The sequence below is a fragment of the Pseudomonas sp. PDM25 genome (assembly GCF_019219045.1).
Taxonomy (GTDB): domain Bacteria; phylum Pseudomonadota; class Gammaproteobacteria; order Pseudomonadales; family Pseudomonadaceae; genus Aquipseudomonas.
In genome coordinates, this window is sequence record NZ_JAHUWL010000020.1 from 50,992 (window position 1) to 76,623 (window position 25,632).

27 protein-coding genes are annotated in these 25,632 nt (G+C 60.8%); 9 read left to right on the forward strand and 18 right to left on the reverse strand.

The window, feature by feature from the left end:
- Positions 1 to 140 precede the first annotated feature (140 nt).
- Positions 141 to 443 (forward strand): hypothetical protein, encoded by a 303-nt coding sequence (locus KW848_RS27745; RefSeq protein WP_192407692.1) that lies wholly within the window; start codon positions 141 to 143, stop codon positions 441 to 443.
- A gap of 150 nt (positions 444 to 593) precedes the next feature.
- Here the strand turns inward: KW848_RS27745 and KW848_RS27750 are convergent, their stop codons facing one another.
- From KW848_RS27750 to KW848_RS27785, 8 genes are all read right to left on the reverse strand, one after another.
- Positions 594 to 1,463: an oxaloacetate decarboxylase gene (locus KW848_RS27750; RefSeq protein ID WP_111452078.1), complete on the reverse strand. Its 870-nt coding sequence runs from the start codon at positions 1,461 to 1,463 to the stop codon at positions 594 to 596.
- Between the two features lie 130 nt (positions 1,464 to 1,593).
- The gene (astA, locus tag KW848_RS27755; protein WP_192407693.1) at positions 1,594 to 2,628 is read right to left on the reverse strand and encodes an arginine N-succinyltransferase; all 1,035 of its coding nucleotides are present in this window, start codon (positions 2,626 to 2,628) and stop codon (positions 1,594 to 1,596) included.
- A gap of 61 nt (positions 2,629 to 2,689) precedes the next feature.
- Positions 2,690 to 3,706 carry an arginine N-succinyltransferase gene (locus KW848_RS27760; RefSeq protein WP_111452080.1) on the reverse strand — a complete coding sequence of 339 codons (1,017 nt, stop codon included), beginning with the start codon at positions 3,704 to 3,706 and terminating at the stop codon, positions 2,690 to 2,692.
- A 119-nt stretch (positions 3,707 to 3,825) separates the two neighbouring features.
- Positions 3,826 to 5,175: an APC family permease gene (locus KW848_RS27765; RefSeq protein WP_218538703.1), complete on the reverse strand. Its 1,350-nt coding sequence runs from the start codon at positions 5,173 to 5,175 to the stop codon at positions 3,826 to 3,828.
- Positions 5,176 to 5,232: 57 nt separating this feature from the next.
- Complete coding sequence (locus KW848_RS27770; protein WP_218538704.1) at positions 5,233 to 5,985, reverse strand: N-formylglutamate amidohydrolase; 753 nt, start codon at positions 5,983 to 5,985, stop codon at positions 5,233 to 5,235.
- Positions 5,969 to 7,300: a glutamine synthetase family protein gene (locus tag KW848_RS27775; RefSeq protein ID WP_218538705.1), complete on the reverse strand. Its 1,332-nt coding sequence runs from the start codon at positions 7,298 to 7,300 to the stop codon at positions 5,969 to 5,971. Before KW848_RS27775 ends, KW848_RS27770 begins: the two co-directional genes overlap by 17 nt.
- Entirely contained in the window at positions 7,297 to 7,941 is a 645-nt protein-coding gene (locus KW848_RS27780) for an isochorismatase family cysteine hydrolase (RefSeq protein ID WP_218538706.1), read from the reverse strand. The genes KW848_RS27775 and KW848_RS27780 overlap by 4 nt, the downstream gene beginning before the upstream one ends.
- A gap of 2 nt (positions 7,942 to 7,943) precedes the next feature.
- Complete coding sequence (locus tag KW848_RS27785) at positions 7,944 to 8,798, reverse strand: MurR/RpiR family transcriptional regulator (protein WP_218538707.1); 855 nt, start codon at positions 8,796 to 8,798, stop codon at positions 7,944 to 7,946.
- Positions 8,799 to 9,139: 341 nt separating this feature from the next.
- Here KW848_RS27785 and KW848_RS27790 point away from each other — a divergent pair, with 341 nt between their 5' ends.
- Positions 9,140 to 9,712 carry a histidine phosphatase family protein gene (locus KW848_RS27790; protein ID WP_218538708.1) on the forward strand — a complete coding sequence of 191 codons (573 nt, stop codon included), beginning with the start codon at positions 9,140 to 9,142 and terminating at the stop codon, positions 9,710 to 9,712.
- Complete coding sequence (gene cobF / locus KW848_RS27795; RefSeq protein WP_218538709.1) at positions 9,712 to 10,467, forward strand: precorrin-6A synthase (deacetylating); 756 nt, start codon at positions 9,712 to 9,714, stop codon at positions 10,465 to 10,467. Before KW848_RS27790 ends, cobF begins: the two co-directional genes overlap by 1 nt.
- 124 nt (positions 10,468 to 10,591) lie before the next feature.
- Here cobF and ftrA read toward each other — a convergent pair whose 3' ends face one another.
- Complete coding sequence (gene ftrA / locus KW848_RS27800) at positions 10,592 to 11,566, reverse strand: transcriptional regulator FtrA (RefSeq protein ID WP_218538710.1); 975 nt, start codon at positions 11,564 to 11,566, stop codon at positions 10,592 to 10,594.
- A gap of 101 nt (positions 11,567 to 11,667) precedes the next feature.
- On the opposite strand from ftrA, the gene KW848_RS27805 reads away from it, so the two are divergent.
- Positions 11,668 to 12,102 carry a rhodanese-like domain-containing protein gene (locus KW848_RS27805; protein WP_218538711.1) on the forward strand — a complete coding sequence of 145 codons (435 nt, stop codon included), beginning with the start codon at positions 11,668 to 11,670 and terminating at the stop codon, positions 12,100 to 12,102.
- Between the two features lie 7 nt (positions 12,103 to 12,109).
- Here KW848_RS27805 and KW848_RS27810 read toward each other — a convergent pair whose 3' ends face one another.
- Positions 12,110 to 12,742 carry a type 1 glutamine amidotransferase gene (locus KW848_RS27810; protein ID WP_218538712.1) on the reverse strand — a complete coding sequence of 211 codons (633 nt, stop codon included), beginning with the start codon at positions 12,740 to 12,742 and terminating at the stop codon, positions 12,110 to 12,112.
- Positions 12,743 to 12,976: 234 nt separating this feature from the next.
- Between KW848_RS27810 and KW848_RS27815 the strand changes: the two genes are divergently transcribed.
- The 3 genes from KW848_RS27815 to KW848_RS27825 all read left to right on the forward strand — a co-directional run bounded on the left by KW848_RS27815 (position 12,977) and on the right by KW848_RS27825 (position 15,890).
- Positions 12,977 to 13,756 carry an ABC transporter substrate-binding protein gene (locus KW848_RS27815; protein ID WP_218538713.1) on the forward strand — a complete coding sequence of 260 codons (780 nt, stop codon included), beginning with the start codon at positions 12,977 to 12,979 and terminating at the stop codon, positions 13,754 to 13,756.
- Between the two features lie 98 nt (positions 13,757 to 13,854).
- The gene (locus tag KW848_RS27820; RefSeq protein WP_218538714.1) at positions 13,855 to 14,967 is read left to right on the forward strand and encodes a succinylglutamate desuccinylase/aspartoacylase family protein; all 1,113 of its coding nucleotides are present in this window, start codon (positions 13,855 to 13,857) and stop codon (positions 14,965 to 14,967) included.
- Positions 14,968 to 15,173: 206 nt separating this feature from the next.
- Positions 15,174 to 15,890, forward strand: coding sequence for an alpha/beta hydrolase (locus KW848_RS27825; RefSeq protein ID WP_218538715.1), 717 nt, complete (start codon positions 15,174 to 15,176; stop codon positions 15,888 to 15,890).
- 3 nt (positions 15,891 to 15,893) lie between these two features.
- On the opposite strand, the gene KW848_RS27830 is transcribed toward KW848_RS27825, so the two are convergent.
- The 3 genes from KW848_RS27830 to KW848_RS27840 form a co-directional block, all read right to left on the reverse strand.
- Complete coding sequence (locus KW848_RS27830; protein ID WP_218538716.1) at positions 15,894 to 16,481, reverse strand: hypothetical protein; 588 nt, start codon at positions 16,479 to 16,481, stop codon at positions 15,894 to 15,896.
- Positions 16,482 to 16,618: 137 nt separating this feature from the next.
- Positions 16,619 to 17,416 (reverse strand): hypothetical protein, encoded by a 798-nt coding sequence (locus KW848_RS27835; protein WP_218538717.1) that lies wholly within the window; start codon positions 17,414 to 17,416, stop codon positions 16,619 to 16,621.
- A gap of 296 nt (positions 17,417 to 17,712) precedes the next feature.
- On the reverse strand, positions 17,713 to 18,609 hold the full coding sequence (locus tag KW848_RS27840; RefSeq protein WP_218538718.1) for a LysR family transcriptional regulator: 897 nt from the start codon (positions 18,607 to 18,609) through the stop codon (positions 17,713 to 17,715).
- Between the two features lie 111 nt (positions 18,610 to 18,720).
- Here KW848_RS27840 and KW848_RS27845 point away from each other — a divergent pair, with 111 nt between their 5' ends.
- Positions 18,721 to 19,323 carry an NADPH-dependent F420 reductase gene (locus KW848_RS27845; RefSeq protein ID WP_111452096.1) on the forward strand — a complete coding sequence of 201 codons (603 nt, stop codon included), beginning with the start codon at positions 18,721 to 18,723 and terminating at the stop codon, positions 19,321 to 19,323.
- Positions 19,324 to 19,423: 100 nt separating this feature from the next.
- On the opposite strand, the gene KW848_RS27850 is transcribed toward KW848_RS27845, so the two are convergent.
- Genes KW848_RS27850 through KW848_RS27860 form a run of 3 tightly spaced genes read right to left on the reverse strand, consistent with a single transcriptional unit; the run spans position 19,424 to position 22,017 of the window.
- Positions 19,424 to 20,605 (reverse strand): acetyl-CoA C-acetyltransferase, encoded by a 1,182-nt coding sequence (locus KW848_RS27850; RefSeq protein WP_111452097.1) that lies wholly within the window; start codon positions 20,603 to 20,605, stop codon positions 19,424 to 19,426.
- An 11-nt stretch (positions 20,606 to 20,616) separates the two neighbouring features.
- Entirely contained in the window at positions 20,617 to 21,282 is a 666-nt protein-coding gene (locus KW848_RS27855; protein ID WP_054051104.1) for a CoA transferase subunit B, read from the reverse strand.
- Positions 21,283 to 21,318: 36 nt separating this feature from the next.
- Positions 21,319 to 22,017, reverse strand: a complete 699-nt coding sequence (locus KW848_RS27860) for a CoA transferase subunit A (RefSeq protein ID WP_033058258.1) — start codon at positions 22,015 to 22,017, stop codon at positions 21,319 to 21,321.
- 224 nt (positions 22,018 to 22,241) lie between these two features.
- Here KW848_RS27860 and KW848_RS27865 point away from each other — a divergent pair, with 224 nt between their 5' ends.
- Positions 22,242 to 23,144 (forward strand): LysR family transcriptional regulator, encoded by a 903-nt coding sequence (locus KW848_RS27865; protein ID WP_218538719.1) that lies wholly within the window; start codon positions 22,242 to 22,244, stop codon positions 23,142 to 23,144.
- 115 nt (positions 23,145 to 23,259) lie between these two features.
- Here KW848_RS27865 and KW848_RS27870 read toward each other — a convergent pair whose 3' ends face one another.
- Together KW848_RS27870 and KW848_RS27875 are read right to left on the reverse strand one after the other, a co-directional pair.
- Positions 23,260 to 24,102: an NAD-dependent protein deacetylase gene (locus tag KW848_RS27870; protein WP_218538720.1), complete on the reverse strand. Its 843-nt coding sequence runs from the start codon at positions 24,100 to 24,102 to the stop codon at positions 23,260 to 23,262.
- Between the two features lie 133 nt (positions 24,103 to 24,235).
- Positions 24,236 to 25,282, reverse strand: a complete 1,047-nt coding sequence (locus KW848_RS27875; RefSeq protein WP_111452100.1) for a class I SAM-dependent methyltransferase — start codon at positions 25,280 to 25,282, stop codon at positions 24,236 to 24,238.
- Positions 25,283 to 25,632 lie beyond the last annotated feature (350 nt).

A 25,632-nucleotide genomic window follows, 5' to 3' on the forward strand; every position in this document is an offset into this window, starting at 1 on the left:
AAAACGTTTTATGGCGGCTGTGCGCGGGACACTCTCGGGTGTGCCGGGTCTTTCAGGTACCGGTCGGCCAACCCGCACACGGCTGCCACCTTACATTCGCTTGGCCGCGAACGGTGGTAGCTCAACCTGGAGTTACATCAATGTTCGACCAAGTCATGCCTCGTTACCTCCCCATCGACACCTACGACGCCGAAACCCCGGTGCTCTTCATCAACACTCACAAAGAACTCAGCGACATCGCCGCGTGCGCTGCGCATCGCTTCACCGTGGTTCGCGATCTGGCGGACACCTTGACCAGCCTGAACCTCAAGGACATTTCCGATTGTGATTTGACACGCGTTACCCGGGCGGTTCATCTGCTGATGCGCGAAGGCTGCGCGATGCTGAATGTGGTTCAGGCGCGGGCGTTGCAGCGGGAGCGGGAGTTCAAGACCGTAGTTTAGTGGTGTGGCATCTGACGCTATCGCGAGCAGGCTCGCTCCCACATTGGATTGGTGGTGTTCACGAATCTTGTGTTCACCCCAAATCCCTGTGGGAGCGGGCTTGCTCGCGAAGGGGCCATTGCAGTCACTACTTCGACATCTGCTGAACCGCTACTCCTTCACGCTCATAAACTCTTCCGCCCAACGGATGTATTCCTCAGGCTGCGTATAGGTATGAGTCAACTCGGTCGCATTCAGGTCCGACGCCTGAGTAAAGAACTGCCGTTGTTCCCGCAGGCTGTCATACGTGGCCTTGATCGCGGCGAAGTACGCGCCGTGACCATCGATGGTGACCCGCACGCCCAGTTCGGCCAGGCGTTTGTCGTCGCGAAGCAACGGGTTGCCGTAGGTGACCAGCATCAGCGGCACGCTCAGGTGCTCGGCGATTTGTTCGAGGTGGTCGAAGTCTCGCACGCCCACCATGCAAATCCCGTCCGCACCGGCCTGCTGGTAATGACAGGTACGGCTGATGACTTCCTGCACCGGCAGGATCCCGGCGTTGGTGCGGGCGATGATTGCCATTTCCGAATCGACCCGGGCTTCCAGTGCCGCACGAATCTTGCCGGCGCCTTCCGCCACCCCGATCAGGTCGGTGGACTTGCGGCCGAACTGGGCGGGCAGCAACGTGTCTTCGATGGTCAGGGCGGCCACACCGGCGCGTTCGAGTTCGACGATGGTGCGCATGACGTTCAGCGCGTTGCCGTAGCCATGGTCGGCGTCGGCGATGACCGGCAGTTGGGCAACACGACCAATGCGAGTGGCCTGCTCGGCAAACTCGCTGAGGGTGATCAAGGCAAAGTCGGGGGCGCCCAGTACCTGCAACGATGCGACTGAACCGCCCAGGATCCCCACTTCAAAACCCAGATCAGCGGCAATGCGGGCCGACATCGGGTCGAAGACCGACGCCGTGTGATAGCAGGTGTTGGAGGCGAACAGCTCGCGAAAGTTACGGCGTAAATCTTGATGAGAAAGCCTGGACATATGAGTTCCACCACTGAAATGGGAATGGAAGGGCTTGAGCAAAAGTGTCAACGCCGAAGGAACAAAAGGCTATCACGCGAGCGGGGGAAGGATGATGACGAATTTGCAGAGGCGGATGGGCAACCGTCGGTCACGCCGCAACAGCCTGCTGCTGTTGATTGAGCAGTGGCACAGCGCGCACCGAGTTGCCGGGTTGCAGTTGCAGGCGTTTGGCGGTGAGGCGGTCGACGATCAGGCTGTTGCCCACCTGTCTGGCCTGGGCGGCGGTGATGCGGCAGTTTTCCAGGCGACGGTTGTGGATCAGCCACACCGGGGCCTCCTCGTCGGGTGTGCCGATGGCCAGCACCAGCGGTTGGCTGTCGCGCACGGTGCGGATATTCGAGACCGGGGCTTCAATCACCGGGCCGGCGTCGAAGATGTCGATGTAACCCTTATGGGCAAACCCTTCGGCGGTGAGGATTTTCAGGGCCGGTTCGGTGTTCGGGTGCGCCTTGCCGATCACGGCCTGGGCCTGTTCGGTGAGCAGGCAGGTGTAGAGCGGTTGGCGTGGCATCAGTTCAGCGATGAACGACTTGCTGCCCAGCCCCGACAAGTGATCGGCGTGGCTGAAATCCATCTTGAAGAAGTGCCGGCCCAGGCTGTCCCAGAACGGTGAACAACCTTGTTCGTCGGCGCTGCCACGCAGTTCGGCGATGAGTTTGTCGCCGAACAGGTGCGGAAACTCGGCCACAAACAACAAGCGCCCCAACGACAGCAATCGACCGTTACTGCCCTGGCGTTGATCGGGTCGCAGAAACAGCGAGCAAATCTCCGATTGACCGGTCATTTCATTGTTCAGGAACAACGTCGGAATCTGTCGCCGGATACCCAGGTCCGGTGACGAACTGACCGTGAGCCCGACCCGGTAGTTGTACCAGGGCTCGCGCAGGCCCACGGCGCCCACCAGAGCACTGACGCCCACCAGTTGCTGATCGTCGTCTTCGAGCACGAAGAGGTAATCGGCATCGGCGCGTTCGACCTGTTCGGCGAAGGTTCGTTGGGCCCAGCGTACCCGGTGGGCCAGGCGTTCCTCGTTGGCCGGCAGGGTGGTGAAGCCGGGGCCGGCCTGGTGCACCAGGTTCAGCAAGGCGGGCAGGTCGGTGACGTGAACCGGGCGGACAATCATGATGCAACTCCTTCTGCACGCCCGCTCGGGCGTTGTCGTTGGGCGCGGGGCCGGGTGATGCTCACAGGGCGATCAGCCGGATCGGGCTGCCTTCGGTCACGTTCAGGGCGGCGCACATCTCGGTGCTCAACCCCACAGGTTGCCCGGCCTGGTAATCCAGATCGGCGACGATAGCGCGATAGTCCTTCAGCGAATCGTTGCTCACCAGATAGCTGCCACGGGCATCAATGGACGCACCCGGTTTCGCCGTGCCGGTCTGGCTCTGGGCGATGGAACGGATGCCGGGAGTGCGCGCATACAACGTCGGACCGCCGTCGAACAGGTCGATGTAGCTGTTGGTTTCGAAGCCTTCGCGCTCGAGGATATCGAACGCCTCCTGGCCATCGGGGTGGATGCGGCCGATGCAGTCCTGCGCCGCCTGGGGCAGCATCGGCACGTAGATCGGGTATTGCGGCATCAGTTCGGCGAGGAAGGTTCGGCTTTCCAGGCCGCAAAGTCGTTCGGCCTCGACATAGGGCAGGTCGAAGAAATGCTTGCCCACCGCATCCCAGAATGGCGAGTGCCCTTCGTCGCTGCTGAAGCCAACGATCTCGGTGATGACGGCTTCGGAAAATCGCTGTGAGTGGGCGGCGATGAACAATAGCCGCGCCCGGGACAGCAACTCTGAAAACCGTGTGCGCACCAGCGCTGCGTCAATATGAAAACCCCGCAGCAAGGTATGGCCGCTGAGGTCGTGGCACAACGACAGCGCGGGCACGCCGTGCTCGATGTTCAGCTCCCGCGAGGCGCTGGTGAAATGCCGGTTGCGCAGACTGTAGAACGGCTCGCTGAAACCGGCGGTGGCAAGGATCTCCGAGCAGCCCACCAAGCGTTCTCGGGTCAGATCTTCCAGCACGAAGAAGTAGTTCTCCGGGCCATGCCCCTCAACGTTTTTTTCGAATGAGGCGCAGGAGTCGAGAATCTTCTCGCGCAGGCATTCGGTGTCGTCCGGCAAGGACGTGACGCCTACCAGACTGTCGCGCGCCAGTTGCTGCAACTGGGGCAGGTCGGTTAACTCGACTGGGCGTAAGACCAGCATGGATGCACTCCTGTATCAAAGGGTTCGGTGGTTGGCACCGAACCTGACTATCACTGTCGGTTTCCACGCGTTCAATCGGCGGTCGCCTGAATTTTTGTCAGACGCCGCTCTATTTCTTGTCAGCCATTGCTTGGGTCGGGCAGTACCGCACGGGTGCCCAGTTTGTTGAGTACAAACAGGTAGGCCAGGCCCAGGGCAATCCAGATCAGGCCGAGTTTCTGTGCGTCGACGCCCATGTTGTACATGATCGCCGCGACGATGATGAAGCCGATCACCGGGCAGATCAGGTGACGGATCACCTGGCCGGATTTCTGCCGACGCCAGTAGTAGTTGATGACCGTCAGGTGCAGCAACATGAAACCGCTCAGTGCGCCGAAGTTCACCAGCGAGGTGAGGGTGTCCACCGAGTTGATGAACAGGTAGCAGATCACCAGCGACAGCACGGCCACCAGGTAGATGCTCACGTACGGCGTGTTGTGTTTGGGATGAACCTTGGCCAGCACCTTTGGCAGCTTGCCGTCCCGGGCCATGCCGAACAGTAGACGAGACACCGCTGCTTGAGAGGTGATTGCCACCGCAACACCCCAGGCCAGCGCCGTCGCCACGGCGGTCAGGGTGGCCAGCCAGCTGCCGGCCGCGAGTTCAGCGATTTCATAAAAAGCCGTGTCAGCCGATTTGAAACCCATGCCGGCCGCCAGATCCGTCGCAATCCAGGTCTGCACGACGAAGATCACGCCCATGACCACCAGCGTGATCAGCGCGGCCTTGCCGACGCTGCGGCCCGGGTCACCCTTGATCTCTTCGGCGAGGGTGGAAATCGCATCGAAACCGAGGAACGACAGCACCGCAATCGACACCGCTTGCATCAGCAGGGCGAAGTTGAATGTCTCGGGGTTGTACAACGGCGCCAGTGTCAGCTGACCGTTACCGCCACCACTGTGCAGCGCGTTCCAGGCGTAGAACAGGAAGATCCCCAGCACCACCAGTTGCGCCAGCAGGAAGATGATGTTCATTCGCGCGGTGAAGGTGATGCCCCGCAAGTTGACGAAGGTCGCGCTGACCAGGAAGGCCAGGATGAAACCGACCTTCGGAATGTCCGGGTACAAATGATTCAGGGCCATGGCCGCGTACACATACAGCAGCGGCGGAATCAGCAGGTAATCGAGGAGCATCAGCCAGCCGGCGATAAACCCTACGTGCTGGTTCAGGCCCCGTTGCGCGTAGGAATAAACCGAACCGGCAATCGGAAAGGCCCGAGCCATGCTGCCGTAACTCAGGGCCGTGAAGAGCATCGCCACCATGCCGATGATGTAGGCCAGCGGTACCAGCCCTGGCGCCTCGGCGTTGACGTAGCCATAAACACCGAACGGTGCGATGGGGATCATGAAGATCATCCCGTACACCACCAGGTCGGTCAGTGACAGGCTGCGTTTCAACTCTTGCTTGTAGCCGAATTCTTCTATTTCCATGAAGCCCTTCTCCTTGATATGAACACAGCTACACGCTGCGAGTTTGAAGCGATTGTTTTACAACAGCGGCGCCAGGTAGTCGGTAAAACGATTGACGCCTTCAGGCGTGCGCAGCAGGTCATTGCGCACCTCGATCAACACTGATTCAAGGCCTCGTGCATCACCGTGGACCGGCACGGTCATGTCGCCCAGCGGGTTGATTTTGTACGGCTCATTACCGGCAACCTTCAGTGGGTGCTGACTCAAGCCATCGATCAAACGCTGGGCATATTCCTTGGCCTCTCTATACAACACGCCAACTTCAAGCACGCGGGGCTGGCCGTGATAGACCGGCGTGAAACTGTGAATCCCCACCACCCGCACCGGGCGTCCTTGAGCGACACGCACATCGATCAAGTCTGTCAGACGCGAGTGAAACGGTTCGAACAGGGATTGCCGACGGTGCTCGCGGGTGGCTTCGTCCAGGTCCCGATTCCCCGGCACCTGATAAATCTCGCTCTGCGCCGGAATGCTGTCCGGGGCCTGGCGCGGTCGGTTGAGGTCGACCAACAGGCGCGAATAATTGGCCGCCAACAGGGTTGCGCCCAATACGCGGGACAAGCCCTCGGCCAGCGCCAGGGCGCCGATGTCCCAGGCGATGTGCTCATGGGCTGCCTCGTGACTCAGGCCCAGGTCATTTAACCCGGCCGGAATAAAACGGCTGGCGTGTTCGCACACCAGAATCAACGGGTGATCGGAGTCTTCCCGACTCAGGGTGTACGCGGGCCCGGTGTAAAGACCGAGCTCAGCCGATTCAGTACAGGCGCGCATAGTGCTCACAGCGTTCGGCGGGCGACAGCTGTTCCGTCAGCGTCAGTTCCTCGGCTTTAAGGGCGAAGTAGGTGTCCAGCAACGCGCTCGGCAGGGCCTCGATCAGTGCCTCGCTGTTGCGCAGGCAATCCAGGGCCTGGGCAAGGGACGCGGGCAGGGCGACGATGCCGCGCGCCTGGCGTTGTTCTTCGTTCAGGGCGTCGGGGACTTCATCGGTGATTGCGTTTAAAGCCAGGCGTTGTTCGATGCCCAGCCGGCCGGCAATCAGCAGCGCGGCCATGGCCAGGTGCGGTGAGGACGTGGCGTCCATGGCACGAAATTCCAGGTTGTATTGCGACGCCACCGTTTTGCCGCCAAGGCTTGTCGTCGGGCAGATTCGCAGCGCCGCTTCGCGGTTGCGTTGCCCGAGGCACGCGTAGGACGCGCTCCAGTGATGGGGCTGCAAACGCTCGTAGGACACCGGCGTCGGCGCGGTAAACGCACAAAGCGCGGGCAGGTAATGCAGGATGCCGGCGGCCCAGTGCTGGCCGAGGGTCGACAAGCCATTGGTGGTGCCGGCGTCGTACATTACTGGCTGGCCAGCCAGGTCCAGCAGGCTGACGTGCAGGTGTACGCCGTTGCACACCGCATGCTCCGAGGTCTTGGGCGCGAAGCTCAACGCCAGGCCCATCTGCCGGGCGATCTCGCGGGTGATTTCACGCACGTTCACCGCGCGGTCGGCAGCCGCCACCCCAAGGGTCGGGCGACAGGTGATTTCGTATTGATGCTTGCCGTACTCGGGCAGGAACATTTCCGGCTCGACGCCAGCGGCACGCAGGGCGCTGAGCAGCCAACCGCCAAATTCGGCACCCTGACGCTGGGCTTGCAGGGAAAACGCCAGGTGTTCAACGTCGCCGGTGTTCAAGTTGAATTCATGCTCGAACGCTGCGTTGACCTGCAAGCCCAACTCGGCGCGATAACGTTCTACCTCATTGCACAACACTGTACGCGGGCAGGCACCCCACGGGCGGCCATCGGTTTCGCAAATGTCACTGTGCATAAAATCCAGCGCCGGCGCATTGGCATCCGGGCCGTTACTGACCGTCACTCGGCTGTGCAGATCAGGCATCAGCCGCAAATCGCCATAAGCGCCCCACGGGTTGGCGTAGGCGATGATGTCTTGCGGGGTCAGCGCGCTGTTGGCCGGCACCCAGCCACACCCCGTTCTTTGATAATGCTCGAGTTCGTCCGTGGGAAAGGAGCGTCCGCGTGTCACGCCGATCAGGTCGGTGGTAACGAGGGTGGTCATGGGAAGTGGCAACAGGCGCTCGCTCATGGCTGCATCTCCTGCAACCGGCCGAGTACCGTCTGGGTGTCGGTGATCCAGCAGTAACCCCTGATTGCATTCAGGCAGGCCTGATGCCGCGCGGGCGTGTAAGTCGCGCAGGCATCTTCCACCAGCGTCACCAGATAACCGCGGTCCGCGGCGTCACGCACGGCCATGTCCACGCACTGGTCAGTGACGATGCCGGCGATGATCAGGTGCCGCGTCCCGAGGTTGCGCAGCACGTAGTCGATGTTGGTGGAGTTGAAGACTCCGGACGAGGTCTTGGGCAGCACGATTTCGTTTTCTGCCGGGGTCAGATCGTCGATGATCCGCGCTGGCGGGCTGCCCTTGGGCAAGTGCATGTCCGAGAGCTTGTGGTCCAGCGAGCGGTCGCGGCCATCGGCGGTGAGGCTTTCGATGATCGTGTGCAACACGTTTTGCCGGGCGCTGCGAAAGGCGCTGAGCAACCGGCGTTGATTGGGCACCACCTGCATGTGGGTGCGGGTCAGGAAGTACTCGGCGTCCGGTCCGTTGAGGTGCGGGTCGAACTGCGGCTCAAGCCAGGCGCGTTGCATGTCCACCAGCAACAGCGCGGTGTGATCGGTGACGAATGGCAAATCCCGAGGTGAGTGGTGGGGGAGCGTGAACATCCTTATTTATCCTCCAGCAGGTGGGTGTCGAAGTCGGTCCGCAGGGCGTCGATGCCTTCCAGGCGATCGGCCAGGTCCGGACTGCGCAGGGTCAGGCAGGCGATCAGCGCCTCGACCTGGGCCAGCGCCGGAACCAGGGTGTCGAAGGCCGACACCGATTCCACCGGCGCACTGATAATCAGGTCGGCCATTTCCCGCAACGGTGAAGCATAGATGTCGGTGAACAACACCACGCGTGCATAGCGACTTTTCGCCGCATTGGCCACGCGCAGGGCCTGTGACTGATAGCGGCGATAGTCGAACACCAGCACCACGTCCTGACGCTGCACGTCGAACAATCGGTCGGGCAGTTGCGCGTTGTCTTCCAGGGCGAAACAGCCTGGCCGCAGCAAGCGCAGGTGATTGAGCAAATAACTGGCGAGGAAACTGCTGAAGCGCCCGCCGAAGCAATGCACCTGATGGCGGGTGTCGAGTAGCCATTCCACCAGAATTCGCACATCTTCGGGTTGGGTCAGCGCATGGGTGTCCACCAGCGCTCGATGGCTGTGCGCCAGATATTGGCTCCAGACGTCGCCTTTCTGAAGATTGGAGCGAGGTTGCAACAGGGTGCTGGGGGAGCGGAGGCGGTGGTCCATGTCGCTGAGCAAGGCATCCTGGAAATCGGCATAACCGCTGAAACCCAGTTTTTTGACCAGTCGCACGATGGTGGGATCGCTGACACCGGCATGTTCGGCCAAACGTGACATCGGGCCCAGTCCGTTACGCGGGTACTGGTCCAGCAAGGCACGGGTGACTTTGCGTTCCGACGGCGTAAGGTCCAGGCCGGGATCGGTGATCAGGTCTCTGAGAGAAGGCATCCGGGCTCCTGCTGGATGAATATGTCGGTTTCATTTCATAAATTGCTAAAACAGTATTTATGTAGCGGACTCAACATGTCTAGTGAATTTTTCGATGGTTTTTTAAAGCCCCAAAACAGGGCAAAAACCCCGTGGGCCTTGGGCTACATGGAAGTCGACAGAGCTTGTAGGCCATCGCCCATAGTGGTGTCGGATATCGCCGTTTTTTCCAGGTGCGTGTGAGTCAGGACCTGTGTTTGCTGGATCAAACGAAACGCCCTGGGTCGCGCTTCTTACGGCACAATTGGCAATAAATCGCGGTGTGACGCCGTTTTCAATTTTCATCGACAGAGTGATCCTTCGTGCAGGCAACCCGTTTGACTTTGATGTGCCACGCTCGAACCGTCGCACAAAAATTGGCGTGTTTTCCTACGAATGAGCCAATAGAAATGGATTGGCAATCGGCAAGGGGATCGCGTCGTGCTCAGTTCAAGGGGACGCCGCGACTGGTGTGTGGACCTGAACTGCGAACCCGGCAAACCGCCGAGTTGTTCGGCAGTGACGTGGAGATTGTCGAGGCGTTGAGGGATTGCGATTTCGGGCACTGGAAAGGCGCGCGGATCGACGATCTGCAAAAATCCTCAGCCCAAGCGCTACAAATCTGGCTCGATGATCCGAATTCGGCGCCCCACGGCGGCGAGTCGGTGGTGCAACTCGGTGAGCGGGTGACCGCTTGGCTGAAAACGCTGGAGGCCACTGCGGGACACATCGTTGCCATCACCCATCCGTTTGTCATTCGCGCCGCGCTGACGCAGGTGCTGCAAGGCACAGCGTTCAACCTGATCGATGTTGAACCGCTGTCGGCCATTGAGTTGCGCTTTAACGGCCGCTGGCGCTTGCGCTTGCTGGGCACGGACCCTGAGGGAACACGTTGATGAAAAAACTTCTGGTCATCGGCATCGGCGCCGGCAACCCCGACTACATCACGATGCAGGCCGTGAAAGCGCTGAACCTTGTCGACGTGTTTTTTCTCATGGACAAGGGCCAAAGCAAAGACAAACTGATCGACCTGCGCCGCGAGATCTGCGAGCGCTACATCACTGATCGCGACTACCGCTTCGTCGAAGCCCACAGCCCGGAGCGTGAACGCGGTGATGTGGACTACAAGGCCAGCGTGGAAGACCTGAACCTGGCCAAGCAGCAGACGTTCGAACGGTTGATCAGCGAGGAAATGACTGACGAGCAGTGCGCCGGTTTTCTGGTGTGGGGCGATCCGGCGTTGTACGACAGCACCATTCGGATCTTGCAGGCGATTCTGGCCTCGGGCCGGTGTGTCTTCGAATTTGAAGTGATCCCCGGCATCACCAGTGTTCAGGCGCTGGCGGCGCAACATAAGGTGCCGCTGAACCGCATTGGCCGCTCGATTGAAATCACCACTGGCCGACGGTTGGCGGCGGGGCAGGTGAGCGATGCCGACAGCCTGGTGGTGATGCTCGATGCAGAAGATTCCTACCATCGGGTGGCGGATCAGGAGACGGAGATTTACTGGGGGGCTTACCTGGGGACGCCGGATGAGATTTTGATCAGCGGCAAGCTCAGGGAGGTGGCGGATGAGATTGAACGAGTGCGCAAGGCGGCTCGATTGGCCAATGGGTGGATTATGGATACGTATCTGTTGCGTAAGCCTTGAGCGCATCGGTGTCTGGGCTGACGCCTTCGCGAGCAAGCCCGCTCCCACATTAGACCGCGTCCGTCCAAACTACTCGGTCAACTGTGGGAGCGGGCTTGCTCGCGAAGAGGCCCTAAAGAACACCTCAAGAAATCGCTTTTACCCCGTGCCCAAACCGCTCCCGATACACCGAAGGCGGCACCCCGACCACGTTGCGAAACGCCACCCGAAAACTCTCCACCGAGCGATAACCGCAGCGCTGGGCAATCTGGTCGGTGTTCTGGTGGGTGCTCTCAAGCAGCTCGCGGGCCCGGGCCAGGCGCTCATGCTGCAACCACGCCTTGGGCGGCATGCCGGTGGCTTCAGTGAAGCGGCGCAGAAACGTCCGTTCGCTCATCGCCGCTTCACTCGCCAGCTCACGCACCTCCAGCGGTTCATGCAAACGCTCGCGCGCCCATTGCATGACGCGTGACAAATCGCTACGCGGCGTCGGACTGACCGGTATCGGAATGAACTGCGCCTGGCCGCCGGTGCGCTGCGGCGACATCACCAGCCGCCGCGCCACCGAGTTGGCCACCTGCGTACCGAAGTCCCGCGCCACCAAGTGCAGGCAGGCATCGATACCGGCAGCGCTGCCGGCCGAGGTGATCAGTTGACCTGAATCGACATAGAGCACGTCCGGGTCCACCAGAATGTTCGGAAAACGCTCGGCCAACTCAGCGGCGTAACGCCAGTGCGTGGTGGCGCCGCGACCGTCGAGCAAACCGGTGGCTGCCAGCACGAACACCCCCGAGCAGATCGACAGCAGCCGCGCACCCCGGGCATGGGCCTGGCGCAGGGCCGCGATCAATGCCTCAGGCACCGGGGCGCTGCGATCACGCCAGCCGGGAATGATGATGGTCCGGGCGTCTTCGAGCAGTTCCATGCCGCCATCGGCCAGCACCTGAATACCGCCCATGGCGCGCATCGGGCCCCTATCGACGGCGGCGATTCGGTGTTCGTACCAAGGGAAGTCGAACTCCGGGCGGGCCAGGCCGAAGATCTCCACGGCGATGCCGAACTCGAACGTACAGAGGCCGTCGTAGGCCAGAATCGCGACCAATCCAGGGGTGGGCTGCATTTGGCGGAAAGTTCCCGGTGAGTGTCTTGTGCGCCACTGTAGCCGCAAGCGTCGGGCCGATAAAGTCTTCTCACACCCACCGAGACTTTGGAGTACAGCCCATGACCAGCCTGGTCCGCGAGATTCCCGCCGCCCCATCGGCCATCGCCCTGATGCATTTCAGCAACCGTCTGACCTTCGAAACCGACTGTTCCGACGTCCACGGCAGCCAACAGGCCAGCGAAGTGGATTTTATCCTGGTAGACGTGCGCGGCCCGCTCGCGTTCGAGCGTGGCCATGTGCCGGGAGCGATCAATATTCCGGGGCGACTGCTGAACGCTGAAGCTCTGGCGGCCTACCCGAAAACCAGCGTGTTCGTGGTGTATTGCGCCGGGCCCCACTGCAACGGTGCCAACAAGGCTGCGGTGAAACTGGCGGCGCTGGGTTACCCGGTCAAGGAAATGATCGGCGGGGTGACCGGGTGGCTGGATGAGGGGTTTGAGTTGAGTGTTGCGCTGCAACGGCCTGCCAGCACCGTGATCGGTTGCGAATGTTGATCTTGCTCTAAACGGATGCCCACCACTCATCAAGCGTCGCCTGCAACCACTCAAACACGGCTGCATAGGCGGCGCTGTCCTGTTGACCCCGGGGCAGCGGTGACTCTTCGGCAAAGTGTTCATTGAGCGTTGCCACCGATTCAGCCGTCCACTCCGGATGGAACTGCAAACCCACCCGCGTTGGCCCGACGCGATACATCTGCTGCTCGCACTGATCACTGCTGGCCAGCAACTGAGCGTTTGGTGGCAGGTCGATGGCGTCTTCGTGCCATTCCAGCACCTGCAACGTCTGGCCATCGACAAAGGTCACGGGCGTCCAACCGGTTTCGGTTCGATCCATCCGCCGCACATTCCCACCCAGGCTCAGCGCCAGTAACTGCGCCCCCAGACAAATCGCAAACACCGCCGCGCCTTGATCCAGGCTGCCCGCCAACCACTGGCGTTCAACTTCCAGCCAGGCTGGCCCGGCGTCGGATTCATAAGGCCCGCCCAACAGGATCACGGGTGCGGCACTGACTGGCGGCAACTGGCCGAGGTCGGCGCGAAACACGTTCAGGGTCAAACCTCGGGACGCGGCCCACGTGGCAATGGCGCCGGGACCTTCGGCGGGGTGGTGCTGGATCAGGTTCAACGTGGGCATAGGGCTCTCTTGTAGTTTTTGCTTGTAGGTTTTGTCTGAAAAAAGGGCTTGTCCTACAGTCTTTGCACCGGCTTGGCGCACGCTTCAAGGGACTTGAATCTTTCGGCTGCATTTCTATAAGTATTTGTCGCTTAAACACAATTTGCCCTCCTTGAGCCGCTCTAGACTGCCGGCCACTTCGGTCTTCACCTACCGAAATCTGCCAATAAAAGCCTCCGCACACAGGAGTTATAAATGAAGAAGCTAGTGATGTTCGGTGCTCTGGCACTGTCGATGTTGTCTCTGACGGCTGTGGCCGAAGACGCCAAGCCGATCCGTCTCGGTATCGAAGCCGGTTACCCGCCATTCTCGATGAAAAACCCTGACGGCAAACTCACCGGTTTCGACGTGGACATCGGCGACGCACTGTGCGAGCAGATGAAAGTGAAGTGCACCTGGGTCGAGCAAGAGTTCGACGGCCTGATCCCGGCGCTGAAGGTCAAGAAAATCGACGCGATCCTGTCGTCCATGACCATCACCGACGATCGCAAAAAGAACGTCGACTTCACCATCAAGTACTACCACACCCCGGCGCGCTTCGTGATGAAGGAAGGCACCGACATCAAAGACCCGCTGACCGAACTCAAAGGCAAGAAAGTCGGTGTGCTGCGCGCCAGTACCCACGACCGCTTCGCCACTGAAGTGCTGGTGCCGGCCGGTATCAATCTGGTTCGCTACGGCTCCCAGCAGGAAGCCAACCTGGACATGGTCGCCGGTCGTCTCGACGCGATGCTGGCCGACTCGGTCAACCTGGACGACGGTTTCCTGAAAACCGACGCCGGTAAAGGCTTCGCTTTCGTCGGCCCGACCTACGAAGACGCCAAGTACTTCGGCGGCGGCGCCGGTATTGCTGTGCGCAAGGGCGATACCGCCCTGGCAGAGAAATTCAATACCGCCATCAACGAAATCCGCGCCAACGGCAAGTACAAGCAAGTGCAAGACAAGTACTTCGACTTTGACGTTTACGGCCAGTAATCACGCCGTTCAAAAAAGTGGCAACCGTTGACGCGGTTGCCACTTTTTTTATGCCTTGATGATTTATTCTGCGCAGCACGCGAACACAGGAGCACCCCATGCAACGCATCGACCATTCACTGCCCTGGAGTCACCTGGGCACCGAACGCACCCTCAGCGTGTTTCGTTTTGGCGCGGGCACCCGCAAGGTCTACATCCAGGCCAGCCTGCACGCGGATGAACTGCCGGGCATGCGCACGGCGTGGGAACTGAAAAAGCGTCTGGCCGAACTCGAAACCCAGGGCCAGTTGCAGGGCGTGATTGAACTGGTCCCGGTGGCCAATCCCATCGGTCTCGATCAGCACCTGCAAGGCAGCCACATGGGCCGCTTCGAGCTGGGCAGTGGCAAGAACTTCAACCGCTCCTTCGTCGAACTCAGCGCACCGGTGGCCGAGTTGATCGGCGATCGGTTGGGCAGTGATGCGGCGGCCAACATTGCGCTGATTCGCCAGACCATGGGCCAGGTACTCGACGATTTGCCGGCACCGGCCTCGCAACTTGAAGCTATGCACCGCTTGCTGCTGCGCCACGCCTGTGAGGCCGACATCACCCTGGATCTGCATTGTGATTTCGATGCGGCGATTCATCTGTATGCCTTGCCGCAACACTGGTCTCAGTGGCAATCCCTGGCGGCGCGTTTGAAGGCCGGGGTGGCGTTGCTCTGCGAAGATTCTGGCGGCAGTTCATTCGATGAGTCGTGTTCAACCCCGTGGTTGCGCCTGGCCAGGGCTTTCCCTGAAGCCGCGATCCCGCCGGCCAACCTGGCGACGACGCTGGAGCTGGGCAGCATGGGTGATACGCGAGTCGATCAGGCTCAAGCCAATTGCGAGGCGATTCTCGGGTTCCTCGCCGAACAGGGTTTCATCAAAGGCACTTGGCCTGCGGCCCCGAGCGAATGCTGTGAAGGCATGCCGTTCGAAGGCACCCAATACCTGTTCGCGCCGCATCACGGGGTCGTCAGTTTCCTGCGCGATTCGGGTGAATGGGTGGAGAAGGGAGATGCGCTGTTTGAAGTGGTCGATCCGCTGAATGATCGGGTCACGACTGTTTGCGCCGGGACCAGTGGGGTGTTGTTTGCCATCGATCGCGGGCGCTATACCCAGCCGGGCACCTGGCAGGCGAAGGTCGCGGGGCGCGAGCCGATTCGGGTCGGGAAGTTGATTAACGACTGAGGATTTTAGTCGTTTTCGAGGCCGCCTTCGCGAGCAAGCCCGCTCCCACAGTTGACCGAGTTGTCTGGACTAATGCGGTCAACGGTGGGAGCGGGCTTGCTCGCGAAGAGGCCCGATGAAGTGGCGAAGATGTCCAGCCAATTATCGACATCCCGATTCACAGTGTTAGGCTTTGCCCCGAATCCTGCACTTGTGAAGGAAGGTTTATGTTGAAGTTTCTCGCTCTGCTGACACTCCTGGCGTCCACCGCCGTCCACGCTCAAATCCCGCTGCAAACCGATCTGCCACTCAAGTACCTGGAGCAGGCCAACCCCGAATCGCGCAATCAGCCCCTGGTGATTTTCCTCCACGGTTTTGGCAGTAACGAGGAGGACCTGTTCGACATCAAGGATGAACTGCCTGCGTCATACAACTACCTGTCGGTACGCGCACCGATGGTGATGGAGGAGGGCAGTTACAAGTGGTTTCGCGAGAAGGGCAACGCGGCCTACAACGGTGAGACCGATGATCTGAAGTCCAGCGGCCAGGTGCTGCAGGATTTCGTTGCACAAGCGGCGAAGAAATATCACACCGAACCGAGCAAGGTGTTTCTGGTGGGTTTCAGCCAGGGCGCGATCATGTCCTACGAGGTGGCCCTGCGTCACCCCGAGGCGGTGGGCGGGATCGCGGCGTTGAGCGGGCGGATTCTGCCGGTGCTCAGGTCCGAACTGAAACCGGATGAAAAGCGCCAGGAGCTGGCGATTTTCATCGGTCATGGCACCGCGGACAAATGCCTTCCGTACATTGACGGCACGGACGCCGACAGCCTGTTGCAGAGCCTGTCACTCAAGCCTGAATTTCATGCCTACCCTGGCGTCGGTCACAGCATCAGTGCTGCCGAAATGCAGGACTTGAGCGCCTGGTTGCAGCGTCTCAATCCCTGACGCTTACTTGCCGGTGACGATCTGTTTGACCAGCGTCTCGTGGCCAGCATTGTCGCTGAGGCGGGAAATCACCTGAATGATCGCCATGCGCGTGTTGGACGCGGCCATCAGCGTGGTGTCGAGGGTTTTGCCGCCGCCTTGGGTGGCGGTGCTGTCGATCTGCCGCAACCCCAGGCCAGTGCCTTTCTGGGTCAGGCTTTTTTCACTGAGTTTGGTGAAGTCCGGCAGCGCCGTGGCTTGTTGGGTGGCGAAGTCAGACGCCACGGAGTCGAGGAACTGACCGTCGTTGTCTTTGACGTTGAGGCCGCCGGGGATGGTGTTTTCAGCGGCGATCACGACGGTTTTAGTCGCCTGATTGGTGTACATGGTGCCCGTTGCCCCGGCGGTGCCGGTGGTCGCGTCGCCGGCAGGCAGCGGGTTGGCGACGAAGCCTTTAGGCAGGCTGAACTTGAACTTGCCGCCGAGCATCGAGACGTTCTGTGCCGGCGCGGCATCGCTGGCAGTGGCCTTGGCGGCCTGCGCATTCAGCGCTCCCAGACTGGCAACCGCCGTCAACAACAGGACAACGGCTTTTTTACTCAACAATGACATTCAGAAACTCCAGTGGATGGTCGCGCGTTCGCCGCAATCATCCCATGGAATCCACTTTCTGGCAGCCCTCAGTCCTGTGGCAGGGACAGCGTTACGCCTGACTCTGAGACAAAAGAGTTCTCTTTAAGACCATGGTGTTACGTGTCGGCCTTCTGCAAGTTCTTTGATACGGTCGAACTGTCTTTTGAACCCATGACCAGTCTCTTCGTCACCAACAACATCCCCAACGAAACCACCACTCCCATCGCGAATCCCCACCAACCAAAATTCGGCAACGTCAGCGCCAACACCAGGCAAAACGCGGCGAACGAATACATCCCGGTCGCGGTGGCCCGCAACAATGCAGCGGTAAATGCCGGGCCGCGGGTTTGCTGGGAGAACACCGCCATCACGCTGCCCAGCACCGGGAACACCGCGAGCAGACCGCTCCAGCGTTCACCGACGGTGCTGGCCAACAATGTGACAGCGAGGGTGAGCAGGGCGCCGGCAATCATGCGTAACAGCAATTTGTCGGACTTCGGCGCCGGGGCCGAAACGATCGGCTGTACCGAGGGAAACAGATACGGCGCCGCCAGCAGGGCAGTCGCGGCAGCGATCACCGAGAACACCAGGGACGGCGGAATCAACGACAGCACAACGGCCGCCGTGGCCCAGACCAACAGCGAAATCACCAGCGCCCACGGCCACTTCGCGCGTTGTGCAACCTGAGCGTAGGTCACGCAAAAGGCAATCATCGCGAACATCGCCGACAGCGCTGCCGTCGCCGATTGAGCGGCGAACACCTGGCCCTGCTCGATGGCGAGAAAGAACAGAATCGGCCCGACCACCACCGGCAACCCCGACAGCCAACCGGCGACACTCGGTCCCCAGCGTTTACCGGCCAGGGAAATCAGCAAGAGAAATCCTGGGATGACCAGCAGTTTGAGTAGCAGCACGCCCGCACCTCCGACCTGAGTGAGGCGGCAACGTTAGCATTGCGTGGGCGGGATTGCTCTATAGATGTCGTGATTTTGTATACAAAAATGAAGGTTTCAATCACGACATGCCTGTGTAGGAGCCGAGCTTGCTCCGGGCGGCGATTCGACGATGGCGATCTGACAGGCTATTCAATATTGAATGTGCCGCCGTCATCGTCGGATCGCCGCCCGGAGCAAGCTCAGCTCCTACAGGGTTTTGCGTACACCAAAAAAGCGTGAGGCCAGCGCGGTGCGGCGTGGGAACTATCAGTCTGTCAGTGGTGTGAAAACGCCTCGACCACAAACTCGATGAACACCCTGGTCTTGGCCGGCATTAACGTCCGGCTCGGGTAATACAGCGAAATCGGCCCCGCGTCGGCGTGCCAGTCGGGCAGCAGGCGCACCAGTTCGCCGCGCTGGATGTTCGCCAGCACATCCGGCAACACCAGCAGCGTCACGCCCAGGCCGAGTATCGCCGCTTCGCGCATGGCGGCCGGGTCATTGAACACAATGTGTTCATTCAGATTGGCCGGTGCTTCGTTGCCTGCGCCATCGTGCATCAGCCATTGGCGAATCCGCCCGGTGCGGGTGCCGCGCATCACAATGCCGGTGTGTCCGGACAGGTCTGCCGGACTGTCGGGCAGGCTGCGTCCTGCGAGGTAGGCGGGAGAGGCGACCGCCACCACATGCGCCGCCGCCAACGTCCGCGACACCACACCGGGCATTAACTCGAAACCGCCGCCAATGGCCGCGTCATACCCTTCGGCAATCAAATCCACGGGGCGGTTTTCGAAGTGCCATTCCGGGCGAATCAATGGGTAGCGCGCCAGAAACGCTGGCAGCAGCGGCAAGACATGGCCGATGCCAAACGTCGGCGCCAGACTGATCTTGAGCACGCCCGTCGGCTCACCTTGGTCGCTGCTCACCGCGCTGATTGCTGTCTGTAACGCTTCCAGATTGCCGCCGATGCTCGTCAGAAAGCGTTCCCCGGCTTCGGTCAGGGACAGCTTGCGGGTCGAGCGCTGGAACAGCCGCACGCCGATGTTGCGTTCGAGCATCGCCACGTTGCGGCTGACAGCGGCTGGGGTCAGCGCGAGCACCCGTGCGGCGGCGGAAAAACTGCCGGTCTCGGCGCTGCGGACGAAGGATTCGAGGTTGGCGAGGGTTTCCATGGGAATCACCTGCTAGTCATGCTTGAAGATCATTCAAGGCATTACCCGCTAATCAAGCGCTAATGGCAAGCGCAGTATTCACTCCAACGACAACCCACGGAGTGAACAACCATGAGCACCATCGGAATCATCGGCGCCGGCGCAATCGGCGCAGCCTTTGCCAGAGCACTGTCGCGTCAAGGCATTGAAGTGGTTATTGCCAACAGCCGTGGCCCGCAAAGCCTGGCCTCGCTGGTGGAAGAACTCGGGCCAACGGCGCGTGCCGGAACCCGCGAGGAAGCCGCCGCGCAAGCCATCGTGCTGGTCGCGGTCAATTGGTCGAAGTTGCCGACCGCGCTCGCCGGCCTGCCGAATTTTGACGGACGGATTGTCATCGACGCCAACAACTCAATCGAGGCGCCATCGTTCAAGGCGGTGGATTTGCAGGGGCGCACATCCAGCGAAGTGTTTGCCGAATGGGTGCCCGGTGCGCGGGTGGTGAAGGCGTTCAATCACCTTCAGGCACGTTTTCTGGAAAGCGATCCAGCGGCGGAGGGCGGGCGGCGGGTGCTGTTTCTCTCGGGTGATGATGCCGATGCGAAAGCTCAAGTGGCGGCGCTGATCGAACAGCTGGGCTTCTTCGGGATTGATCTTGGGGAATTGAGTGTCGGGGCGCGGCTGGTGCAGTTTCCAGGCGGTCCGCTGCCGGTGCTGAACCTGGTGAAATTTGCCTGACAGCCAGGCAAAAAGAACCCGGTGCGACGTGAGTCGCACCGGGTGTTTTGCCAGACGGCGAACGGATATTCGTGGGTCCCCGCGCCATCTGTTGAACGCTTTACGCCCGCTCGATCGCCAGTGCCACGCCCTGACCACCACCGATGCACAGGGTGGCGAGGCCTTTCTTGGCGTCACGCTTGATCATTTCATGCAGCAGAGTCACCAGCACTCGGCAACCCGACGCACCGATCGGGTGGCCCAGGGCGATAGCGCCGCCGTTGACGTTGACCTTGTTCAGGTCCCATTCCAGGTCCTTGGCCACCGCCAGCGATTGTGCAGCGAAGGCTTCGTTGGCTTCGATCAGGTCCAGTTGGTCGATGGACCAGCCGGCCTTGTCCAGGCAACGACGAGTCGCGCTGACCGGGCCGATGCCCATGATCGCCGGGTCTACGCCCGCGTTGGCGTAAGCCGCGATTTTCGCCAGCACGGGCAGGCCGAGGGCCTTGGCCTTTTCCGCGCTCATCAGGATCACGGCGGCGGCACCGTCGTTCAGGGACGAGGCGTTACCAGCGGTCACCGAACCGTCCTTTTTGAAGGCCGGTTTCAGTTTGCCCAGTGCTTCAGCGGTGGTGCCGGCCCGTGGCTGTTCGTCAACCTGGAAGGCGACTGGGTCGCCCTTGCGCTGAGGAATCAGGATCGGCGTGATCTCATCGGCAAAACGCCCGGCTTCGATGGCGGCCGTGGCTTTCTGCTGCGAGGCTGCGGCGAAGGCGTCTTGTTGCTCGCGAGTCAGGCTGTACTTCTCGGCCAGGTTCTCGGCGGTGATGCCCATGTGGTAATCGTTGAACGCATCCCACAAACCGTCGCTGATCATGGTGTCGACGATTTGCGCGTGACCCATGCGCAGACCGGTGCGCGCACCGGGCATGACGTAATTGGACAGGCTCATGTTTTCCTGGCCGCCGGCAATGATCACATCGGCATCGCCGCAGCGAATCGCCTGAGTGGCCAGGTGCAGGGCTTTGAGGCCCGAGCCGCAGACCTTGTTCAGGGTCATCGCAGGCACGGTGAAGGGCAGGCCGGCCTTGATTGCCGACTGGCGCGCAGGGTTTTGTCCGGCGCCGGCGGTCAACACCTGGCCCATGATCACTTCATCGACTTCAGCAACGTCCAGACCGGTTTGCGCCAGCAGCTGACGGATTACCGCAGCACCGAGGTCAACCGCGGACACGTTGGCCAGGGCACCCTGGAAACTGCCGATGGCGGTGCGGGTGGCGGCGACAATGACGACTTCTTGCATGGAATGATTCCTCACTGGGCAGCGAACTGCATTTCCGGAACATGATCCGGCACGATCAGTTTACCGGCGGTCTTGGCGACAATCTCCTCGACGCTGACGCCCGGTGCGCGTTCCTTGAGAATGAACGCGCCGTTTTCGATTTCCAGGTAAGCCAGGTCGGTCAGCACACGCTTGATGCACCCGGCACCGGTCAGCGGCAGGCTGCATTTGGACAGGAGCTTGGACTCACCGTCCTTGGACGCGTGGGTCATGATGACGATGATGTTGTCTGCGCCGGCCACCAGGTCCATGGCGCCGCCCATGCCCTTGACCAGTTTGCCGGGGATCATCCACGAGGCGATGTTGCCTTCCACGTCCACTTCAAACGCACCGAGTACGGTCAGGTCGACATGACCACCGCGGATCATCGCGAAGGACTCGGCGGAGGAAAAGATCGACGCGCCGATACGCGCAGTCACCGTTTGTTTGCCGGCGTTGATCATGTCGGCATCGATGGTTTCTTCAGTAGGAAAGGGACCCATGCCCAGCAAGCCGTTTTCCGACTGCAGCATGACTTCCATGCCTTCAGGGATGTAGTTGGCGACCAGGGTCGGAATGCCGATGCCCAGGTTCACGTAGAAGCCGTCCTGCATTTCGCGGGCGACGCGTTGAGCCATTTGTTCGCGGGAAAGTGCCATTGTTGTTATTCCTTCATTCGGTCCGGGGGCAGGGGATCACTTACGCACGGTGCGCTGTTCGATGCGCTTCTCGAACGTGCCGCAAATGACCCGGTCGACGTAGATGCCAGGGGTGTGGATCTGCGCCGGGTCCAGCTCGCCGGGTTCGACGATTTCTTCGACTTCGACCACGGTGATCTTGCCCGCGGTGGCGGCCAGCGGGTTGAAGTTCTGGGCGGTGTGGCGATAGATGACGTTGCCGAAATGGTCGGCTTTCCAGCCTTTGACGATGGCGAAGTCACCGGTGATGGATTCTTCCATCAGGTACTTGCGGCCATGGAATTCGCGGACTTCCTTGCCGTCGGCAACGGGAGTGCCGACGCCGGTGGCGGTGAAGAACGCCGGGATGCCGGCACCGCCTGCGCGCATTTTTTCGGCGAGGGTGCCTTGGGGGGTCAGGACCACTTCGATTTCGCCTTTAAGCAGTTGGTCTTCGAACAGTTTGTTCTCGCCGACGTAGGACGCCACCACCTTGCGGATCTGCCGGTCTTCCAGCAGCACGCCGAGGCCGAAACCGTCGACGCCGCAGTTGTTGGAAACCACGGTGAGGTCGCGTGTGCCTTTGCGCTTGATCTCGGCGATGAGGTTTTCCGGAATCCCGCACAGACCGAAGCCGCCGGCGATCACGGTCATGCCGTCTTCAAGACCTGCAAGGGCTTCCTCGTAGGAACTCACGCGCTTGTCGAAACCTGCCATATGCACCTCTTTTATTCTTTGTGGGCGGCTGGCTAGCCGTATGGGGTAGGAGTGTCTCGCTGAAGGATTCATTTGTTAAGTTGATTTTTAAGGTTGATTGATAGATAAAACTCACCAATAACCCCTGTGGGAGCGAGCCTGCTCCGGGCGGCGATCCGACGATGGCGATTTCAAGGAAGCCATCGCGGGCAAGCCGTACTCTTAATTACTGGAGCAACTCGCACATGACAGTCAAGCAGATCCGCGCATTCCTGGCCGTGGCCCAGAGTCTGAGTTTTGCCGTGGCCTGCGAGCGGTTGCACCTGTCGCAATCGGCCTTGAGCCTGACCATTAAAGCGCTGGAGGAGGGGTTGGGCGGGCGCCTGTTCACCCGCAACACGCGCAATGTCGCGCTGACCGCAGAAGGAGAATCACTGGTGCCACTGGCACGTCGCCTGATCGCTGACTGGGATAACGCCGAGGATGAGCTGCGCCAACGCTTCACCCTCCAGCGCGGTCGCGTGACGCTGGCGGCGATGCCCTCATTTGCCGGCAACCTGCTGCCGCCGATCCTGAAAACCTTTCGGGCGCGCTATCCGAAGGTCAACGTCACGGTGAATGACGTGATCAACGAGCAGGTGCTGGAGATGGTGCGTGACCGGCAGGTTGAGCTGGGGGTGGCGTTTGAACCGAATCAGAGTTCGTCGCTGGCATTCACGCCGTTGTACATGGACCGGTTTGTGGCCGTTGTGTCGAAGGATTCTCCTTTGGCGGAACTGGAAGACATCGATTGGCAGACCTTGCTCAAGGAGCCGTTCATTACTTTGCAGCGACCGTCCACGGTGCGGGTGATGCTCGAAGAGCACTTGCAGGCGCGTGGGATGAAATTGCCGGTGGAGTTTGAAAGCCATCAGTTGGCGACGGTTGGGCGGATGGTGGCCAGCGGTTTGGGGGTGAGTGCAGTGCCGGCGTTGTGCGTCGGGCAGATGCTGGAATTGGGCGCGCGGTGCATTACCTTGCGCGATCCTGTGGTGGAGCGGGCGATTGGGGTGCTGACCAAGCCAGGGGTGGAACTGTCGGCGGCGGCGCAGGCGCTGTTCGATATTCTTAAAGCCGAAAACCTGGGCCAACAGGTTTCTATGCACTGATCACAATCACTTGTGGGGGCGAGCCTGCTCGCGAAGAGCTCGGCACATCCGACATCAGTGTTGACTGATACTCCGCTATCGCGAGCAGGCTCGCTCCCACAGGGTTTTAGGTTGATCAGCGCGAGAGGTGTTGCGTCAGTAGGGGTAAAAGTTGCTCGCACGAGGCCTCTATTTTCAAATCTAGAAGGTCATCCGCCCGAGTCTTCCCCAAATTAATCGCAATCAACGGTTTCCCCTGATCCGCCACCGCCCGGCACAACCGAAACGCTGAATACGCCATCAACGAAGACCCGACCACCAACAACCCCGCAGCCTTTTCGACCGCCGCCATCGCTTTGGCCGCCGTTATCTGCGCCACATTCTCGCCAAAAAACACCACGTCCGGCTTCATCCGCTCACCTGCGCAGTGCGGGCAATGCGGTACCTGAAAACGTGCCTCAAACGCTGCATCCAGCAGCGTGTCGCCATCCGGGGCTTGCACCGCATCCACGCCGGCCAGATACGGATTCTGCGCTTCCATCAATTGCTGGATCGAATCCCGCTCGCTGCGTTTCCCGCAGTCCAGGCACAACACCCGGTGCAGGCTGCCGTGGAGTTCGATGACGTCATGGCTGCCGGCCTGGTCGTGCAGGGTGTCGACGTTTTGAGTGATCAGCCCGCTGATCTGCTGCGAACTTTGCAAACGGGCCAAGGCCTCGTGGGCCACGTTCGGCTGAGCCTGGCGCACCCGCGGCCAACCGAGCATCGCCCGCGCCCAATAGCGACGCCGGGATTCGGGCGCCGAGAGAAACTCCTGATACATCATCGGTTGCCGGCCACGCCGCACGCCTTGATTATCGCGGTAGTCCGGAATGCCCGACGGAGTGCTGATACCGGCGCCGGTCAGGACCACAAACGGCTGCTCGGCCATTAACTGCTGAAGGTGGCCGAGTTGTTCGCGGATGTGGCTGTCGAGCATGTTCAACACTCCGGTGGACCATGAGTGTTTGCAGGGTAGCATTGGCCGACAACCCTGTAGGAGCACAGCTTGCTGGCGATGGCGATTTCAAACACACCATCGCCAGCAAGCTGTGCTCCTACAGGGATCGGGTTTACTTGCGCGCCTCCAGAATCAGGTTGAACGGCGTTTCCGTGGCCCGCCGGAACGTCTTGAACCCGGCCTCAGTGAAGACCTTGCGCAAACGCGCCTCGCCAGCCTGGGCGCCGAGCCCGAGGCCGACCTCCTGGGACAGCGAGTTCGGGGTGCAGATGAAGGTCGAGGCGGCGTAGAACAAGCGGCCAACCGGGTTGGTGTTGTCATCGAGCGAGTCGTTGGCGAACGGCTCTACCAGCAGCACCGTGCCATCCGGTTTTAGCGCGTCATAAGCGTGCCGCGCCGCGCCCACCGGGTCGCCCATATCGTGCAGGCAGTCGAAGTAGCAGACCAGGTCATAGTCGTCGCCGGGGAAGCTTTTTGCCGTACCCTGGAAGAACCGCGCACGCCCGGCCACGCCACCTTCTTCGGCGCGCTGGGTGGCGACGGTGACGGAAGGCGCGTGGTAGTCGAAACCGACGAACCGCGATTCCGGAAACGACTGGGCCATGATCACGGTGGAGGCGCCGTGGCCGCAGCCGATATCCGCCACCTTGGCGCCAGCCTCCAGTTTGGCGACCACGCCTTCGAGCGCCGGCAGCCATTCGGCGACCAGGTGCGCTTTATAACCTGGCCGGAAGAACCGCTCCGTGCCGCTGAACATGCACGGATGGTGATCGCCCCAGGCGAGGGCACCGTCGCCGCGCATGGCGTTGACCAGTTTGTCCTTGTCATGGAAAAACGATGCGACCACCCCGATGCCACCCGCCACATAGACCGGCGAGTCTTCGATTGCCAATGCCAGGGCTTGCTCTTCGGGCAGGCGGAACTGGCCGTCGCGGTGTTCCATGTAACCGGAAGCGGCGTGGGCGCTGAGCCATTCGCGCAGCAGGCGGGTGTTGCAGCCGGTTTTGTCGGCGAGGGCTTCAGGGGTGACTGGCTGACTGTCGGCCATGGCCCGGTACAGTCCGAGCTCTTCGCCGAGGATGACGTTGGCGAGCATCGCCGCGCCGCCCATGTCGTTCACCAGTTTGCCCATGAAATCATTGAGTCTTGCCTCGTCCATCACGTGTGCTCCTTCAGCAGGATCACAGTCCAGAGGCCTTGTTTTCCGAGGCGTTCACCTCTGAACGGTGGTCGTTGGAATGAACAGGACGATAAGCACGTCCTGCGTGCACTAAGTTTAGTCCGGGGGCCGTGCGCCGCTGCCTTGAGCGACGAAAGTTACATTTCCCTGACTGACACTGGACCCCTGTGGGAGCGGGCTTGCTCGCGAAGGCGGACCTCCAGTCGACAATGATGTTGCCTGACACACCGCCTTCGCGAGCAAGTCGGATCGCCGCACCGCCGCTCCCACAGGGGATTTGTGTTGTGTATTGCACTGTATCTGACAGGCTTCCCGATACAGTTCCCTGC

Bases quoted from the DNA above. Each gene is read 5' to 3' on its own strand.
- KW848_RS27770 (WP_218538704.1), bottom strand. From the start codon at position 5,985: ATGCGCGCCTGTACTGAATCGGCTGAGCTCGGTCTTTACACCGGGCCC.
- KW848_RS27785 (WP_218538707.1), bottom strand. From the start codon at position 8,798: ATGCCTTCTCTCAGAGACCTGATCACCGATCCCGGCCTGGACCTTACG.
- KW848_RS27810 (WP_218538712.1), bottom strand. From the start codon at position 12,742: ATGCCCACGTTGAACCTGATCCAGCACCACCCCGCCGAAGGTCCCGGC.
- KW848_RS27825 (WP_218538715.1), top strand. From the start codon at position 15,174: ATGTTGAAGTTTCTCGCTCTGCTGACACTCCTGGCGTCCACCGCCGTC.
- KW848_RS27875 (WP_111452100.1), bottom strand. From the start codon at position 25,282: ATGGACGAGGCAAGACTCAATGATTTCATGGGCAAACTGGTGAACGAC.
- KW848_RS27855 (WP_054051104.1), bottom strand. From the start codon at position 21,282: ATGGCACTTTCCCGCGAACAAATGGCTCAACGCGTCGCCCGCGAAATG.
- KW848_RS27865 (WP_218538719.1), top strand. From the start codon at position 22,242: ATGACAGTCAAGCAGATCCGCGCATTCCTGGCCGTGGCCCAGAGTCTG.
- KW848_RS27870 (WP_218538720.1), bottom strand. From the start codon at position 24,102: ATGCTCGACAGCCACATCCGCGAACAACTCGGCCACCTTCAGCAGTTA.
- KW848_RS27745 (WP_192407692.1), top strand. From the start codon at position 141: ATGTTCGACCAAGTCATGCCTCGTTACCTCCCCATCGACACCTACGAC.
- KW848_RS27775 (WP_218538705.1), bottom strand. From the start codon at position 7,300: ATGAGCGAGCGCCTGTTGCCACTTCCCATGACCACCCTCGTTACCACC.
- KW848_RS27760 (WP_111452080.1), bottom strand. From the start codon at position 3,706: ATGCTGGTCTTACGCCCAGTCGAGTTAACCGACCTGCCCCAGTTGCAG.
- KW848_RS27850 (WP_111452097.1), bottom strand. From the start codon at position 20,605: ATGCAAGAAGTCGTCATTGTCGCCGCCACCCGCACCGCCATCGGCAGT.
- KW848_RS27845 (WP_111452096.1), top strand. From the start codon at position 18,721: ATGAGCACCATCGGAATCATCGGCGCCGGCGCAATCGGCGCAGCCTTT.
- KW848_RS27805 (WP_218538711.1), top strand. From the start codon at position 11,668: ATGACCAGCCTGGTCCGCGAGATTCCCGCCGCCCCATCGGCCATCGCC.
- KW848_RS27815 (WP_218538713.1), top strand. From the start codon at position 12,977: ATGAAGAAGCTAGTGATGTTCGGTGCTCTGGCACTGTCGATGTTGTCT.
- KW848_RS27750 (WP_111452078.1), bottom strand. From the start codon at position 1,463: ATGTCCAGGCTTTCTCATCAAGATTTACGCCGTAACTTTCGCGAGCTG.
- KW848_RS27860 (WP_033058258.1), bottom strand. From the start codon at position 22,017: ATGGCAGGTTTCGACAAGCGCGTGAGTTCCTACGAGGAAGCCCTTGCA.
- KW848_RS27780 (WP_218538706.1), bottom strand. From the start codon at position 7,941: ATGTTCACGCTCCCCCACCACTCACCTCGGGATTTGCCATTCGTCACC.
- KW848_RS27820 (WP_218538714.1), top strand. From the start codon at position 13,855: ATGCAACGCATCGACCATTCACTGCCCTGGAGTCACCTGGGCACCGAA.
- KW848_RS27840 (WP_218538718.1), bottom strand. From the start codon at position 18,609: ATGGAAACCCTCGCCAACCTCGAATCCTTCGTCCGCAGCGCCGAGACC.
- ftrA (WP_218538710.1), bottom strand. From the start codon at position 11,566: ATGCAGCCCACCCCTGGATTGGTCGCGATTCTGGCCTACGACGGCCTC.
- cobF (WP_218538709.1), top strand. From the start codon at position 9,712: ATGAAAAAACTTCTGGTCATCGGCATCGGCGCCGGCAACCCCGACTAC.
- KW848_RS27765 (WP_218538703.1), bottom strand. From the start codon at position 5,175: ATGGAAATAGAAGAATTCGGCTACAAGCAAGAGTTGAAACGCAGCCTG.
- KW848_RS27830 (WP_218538716.1), bottom strand. From the start codon at position 16,481: ATGTCATTGTTGAGTAAAAAAGCCGTTGTCCTGTTGTTGACGGCGGTT.
- astA (WP_192407693.1), bottom strand. From the start codon at position 2,628: ATGATTGTCCGCCCGGTTCACGTCACCGACCTGCCCGCCTTGCTGAAC.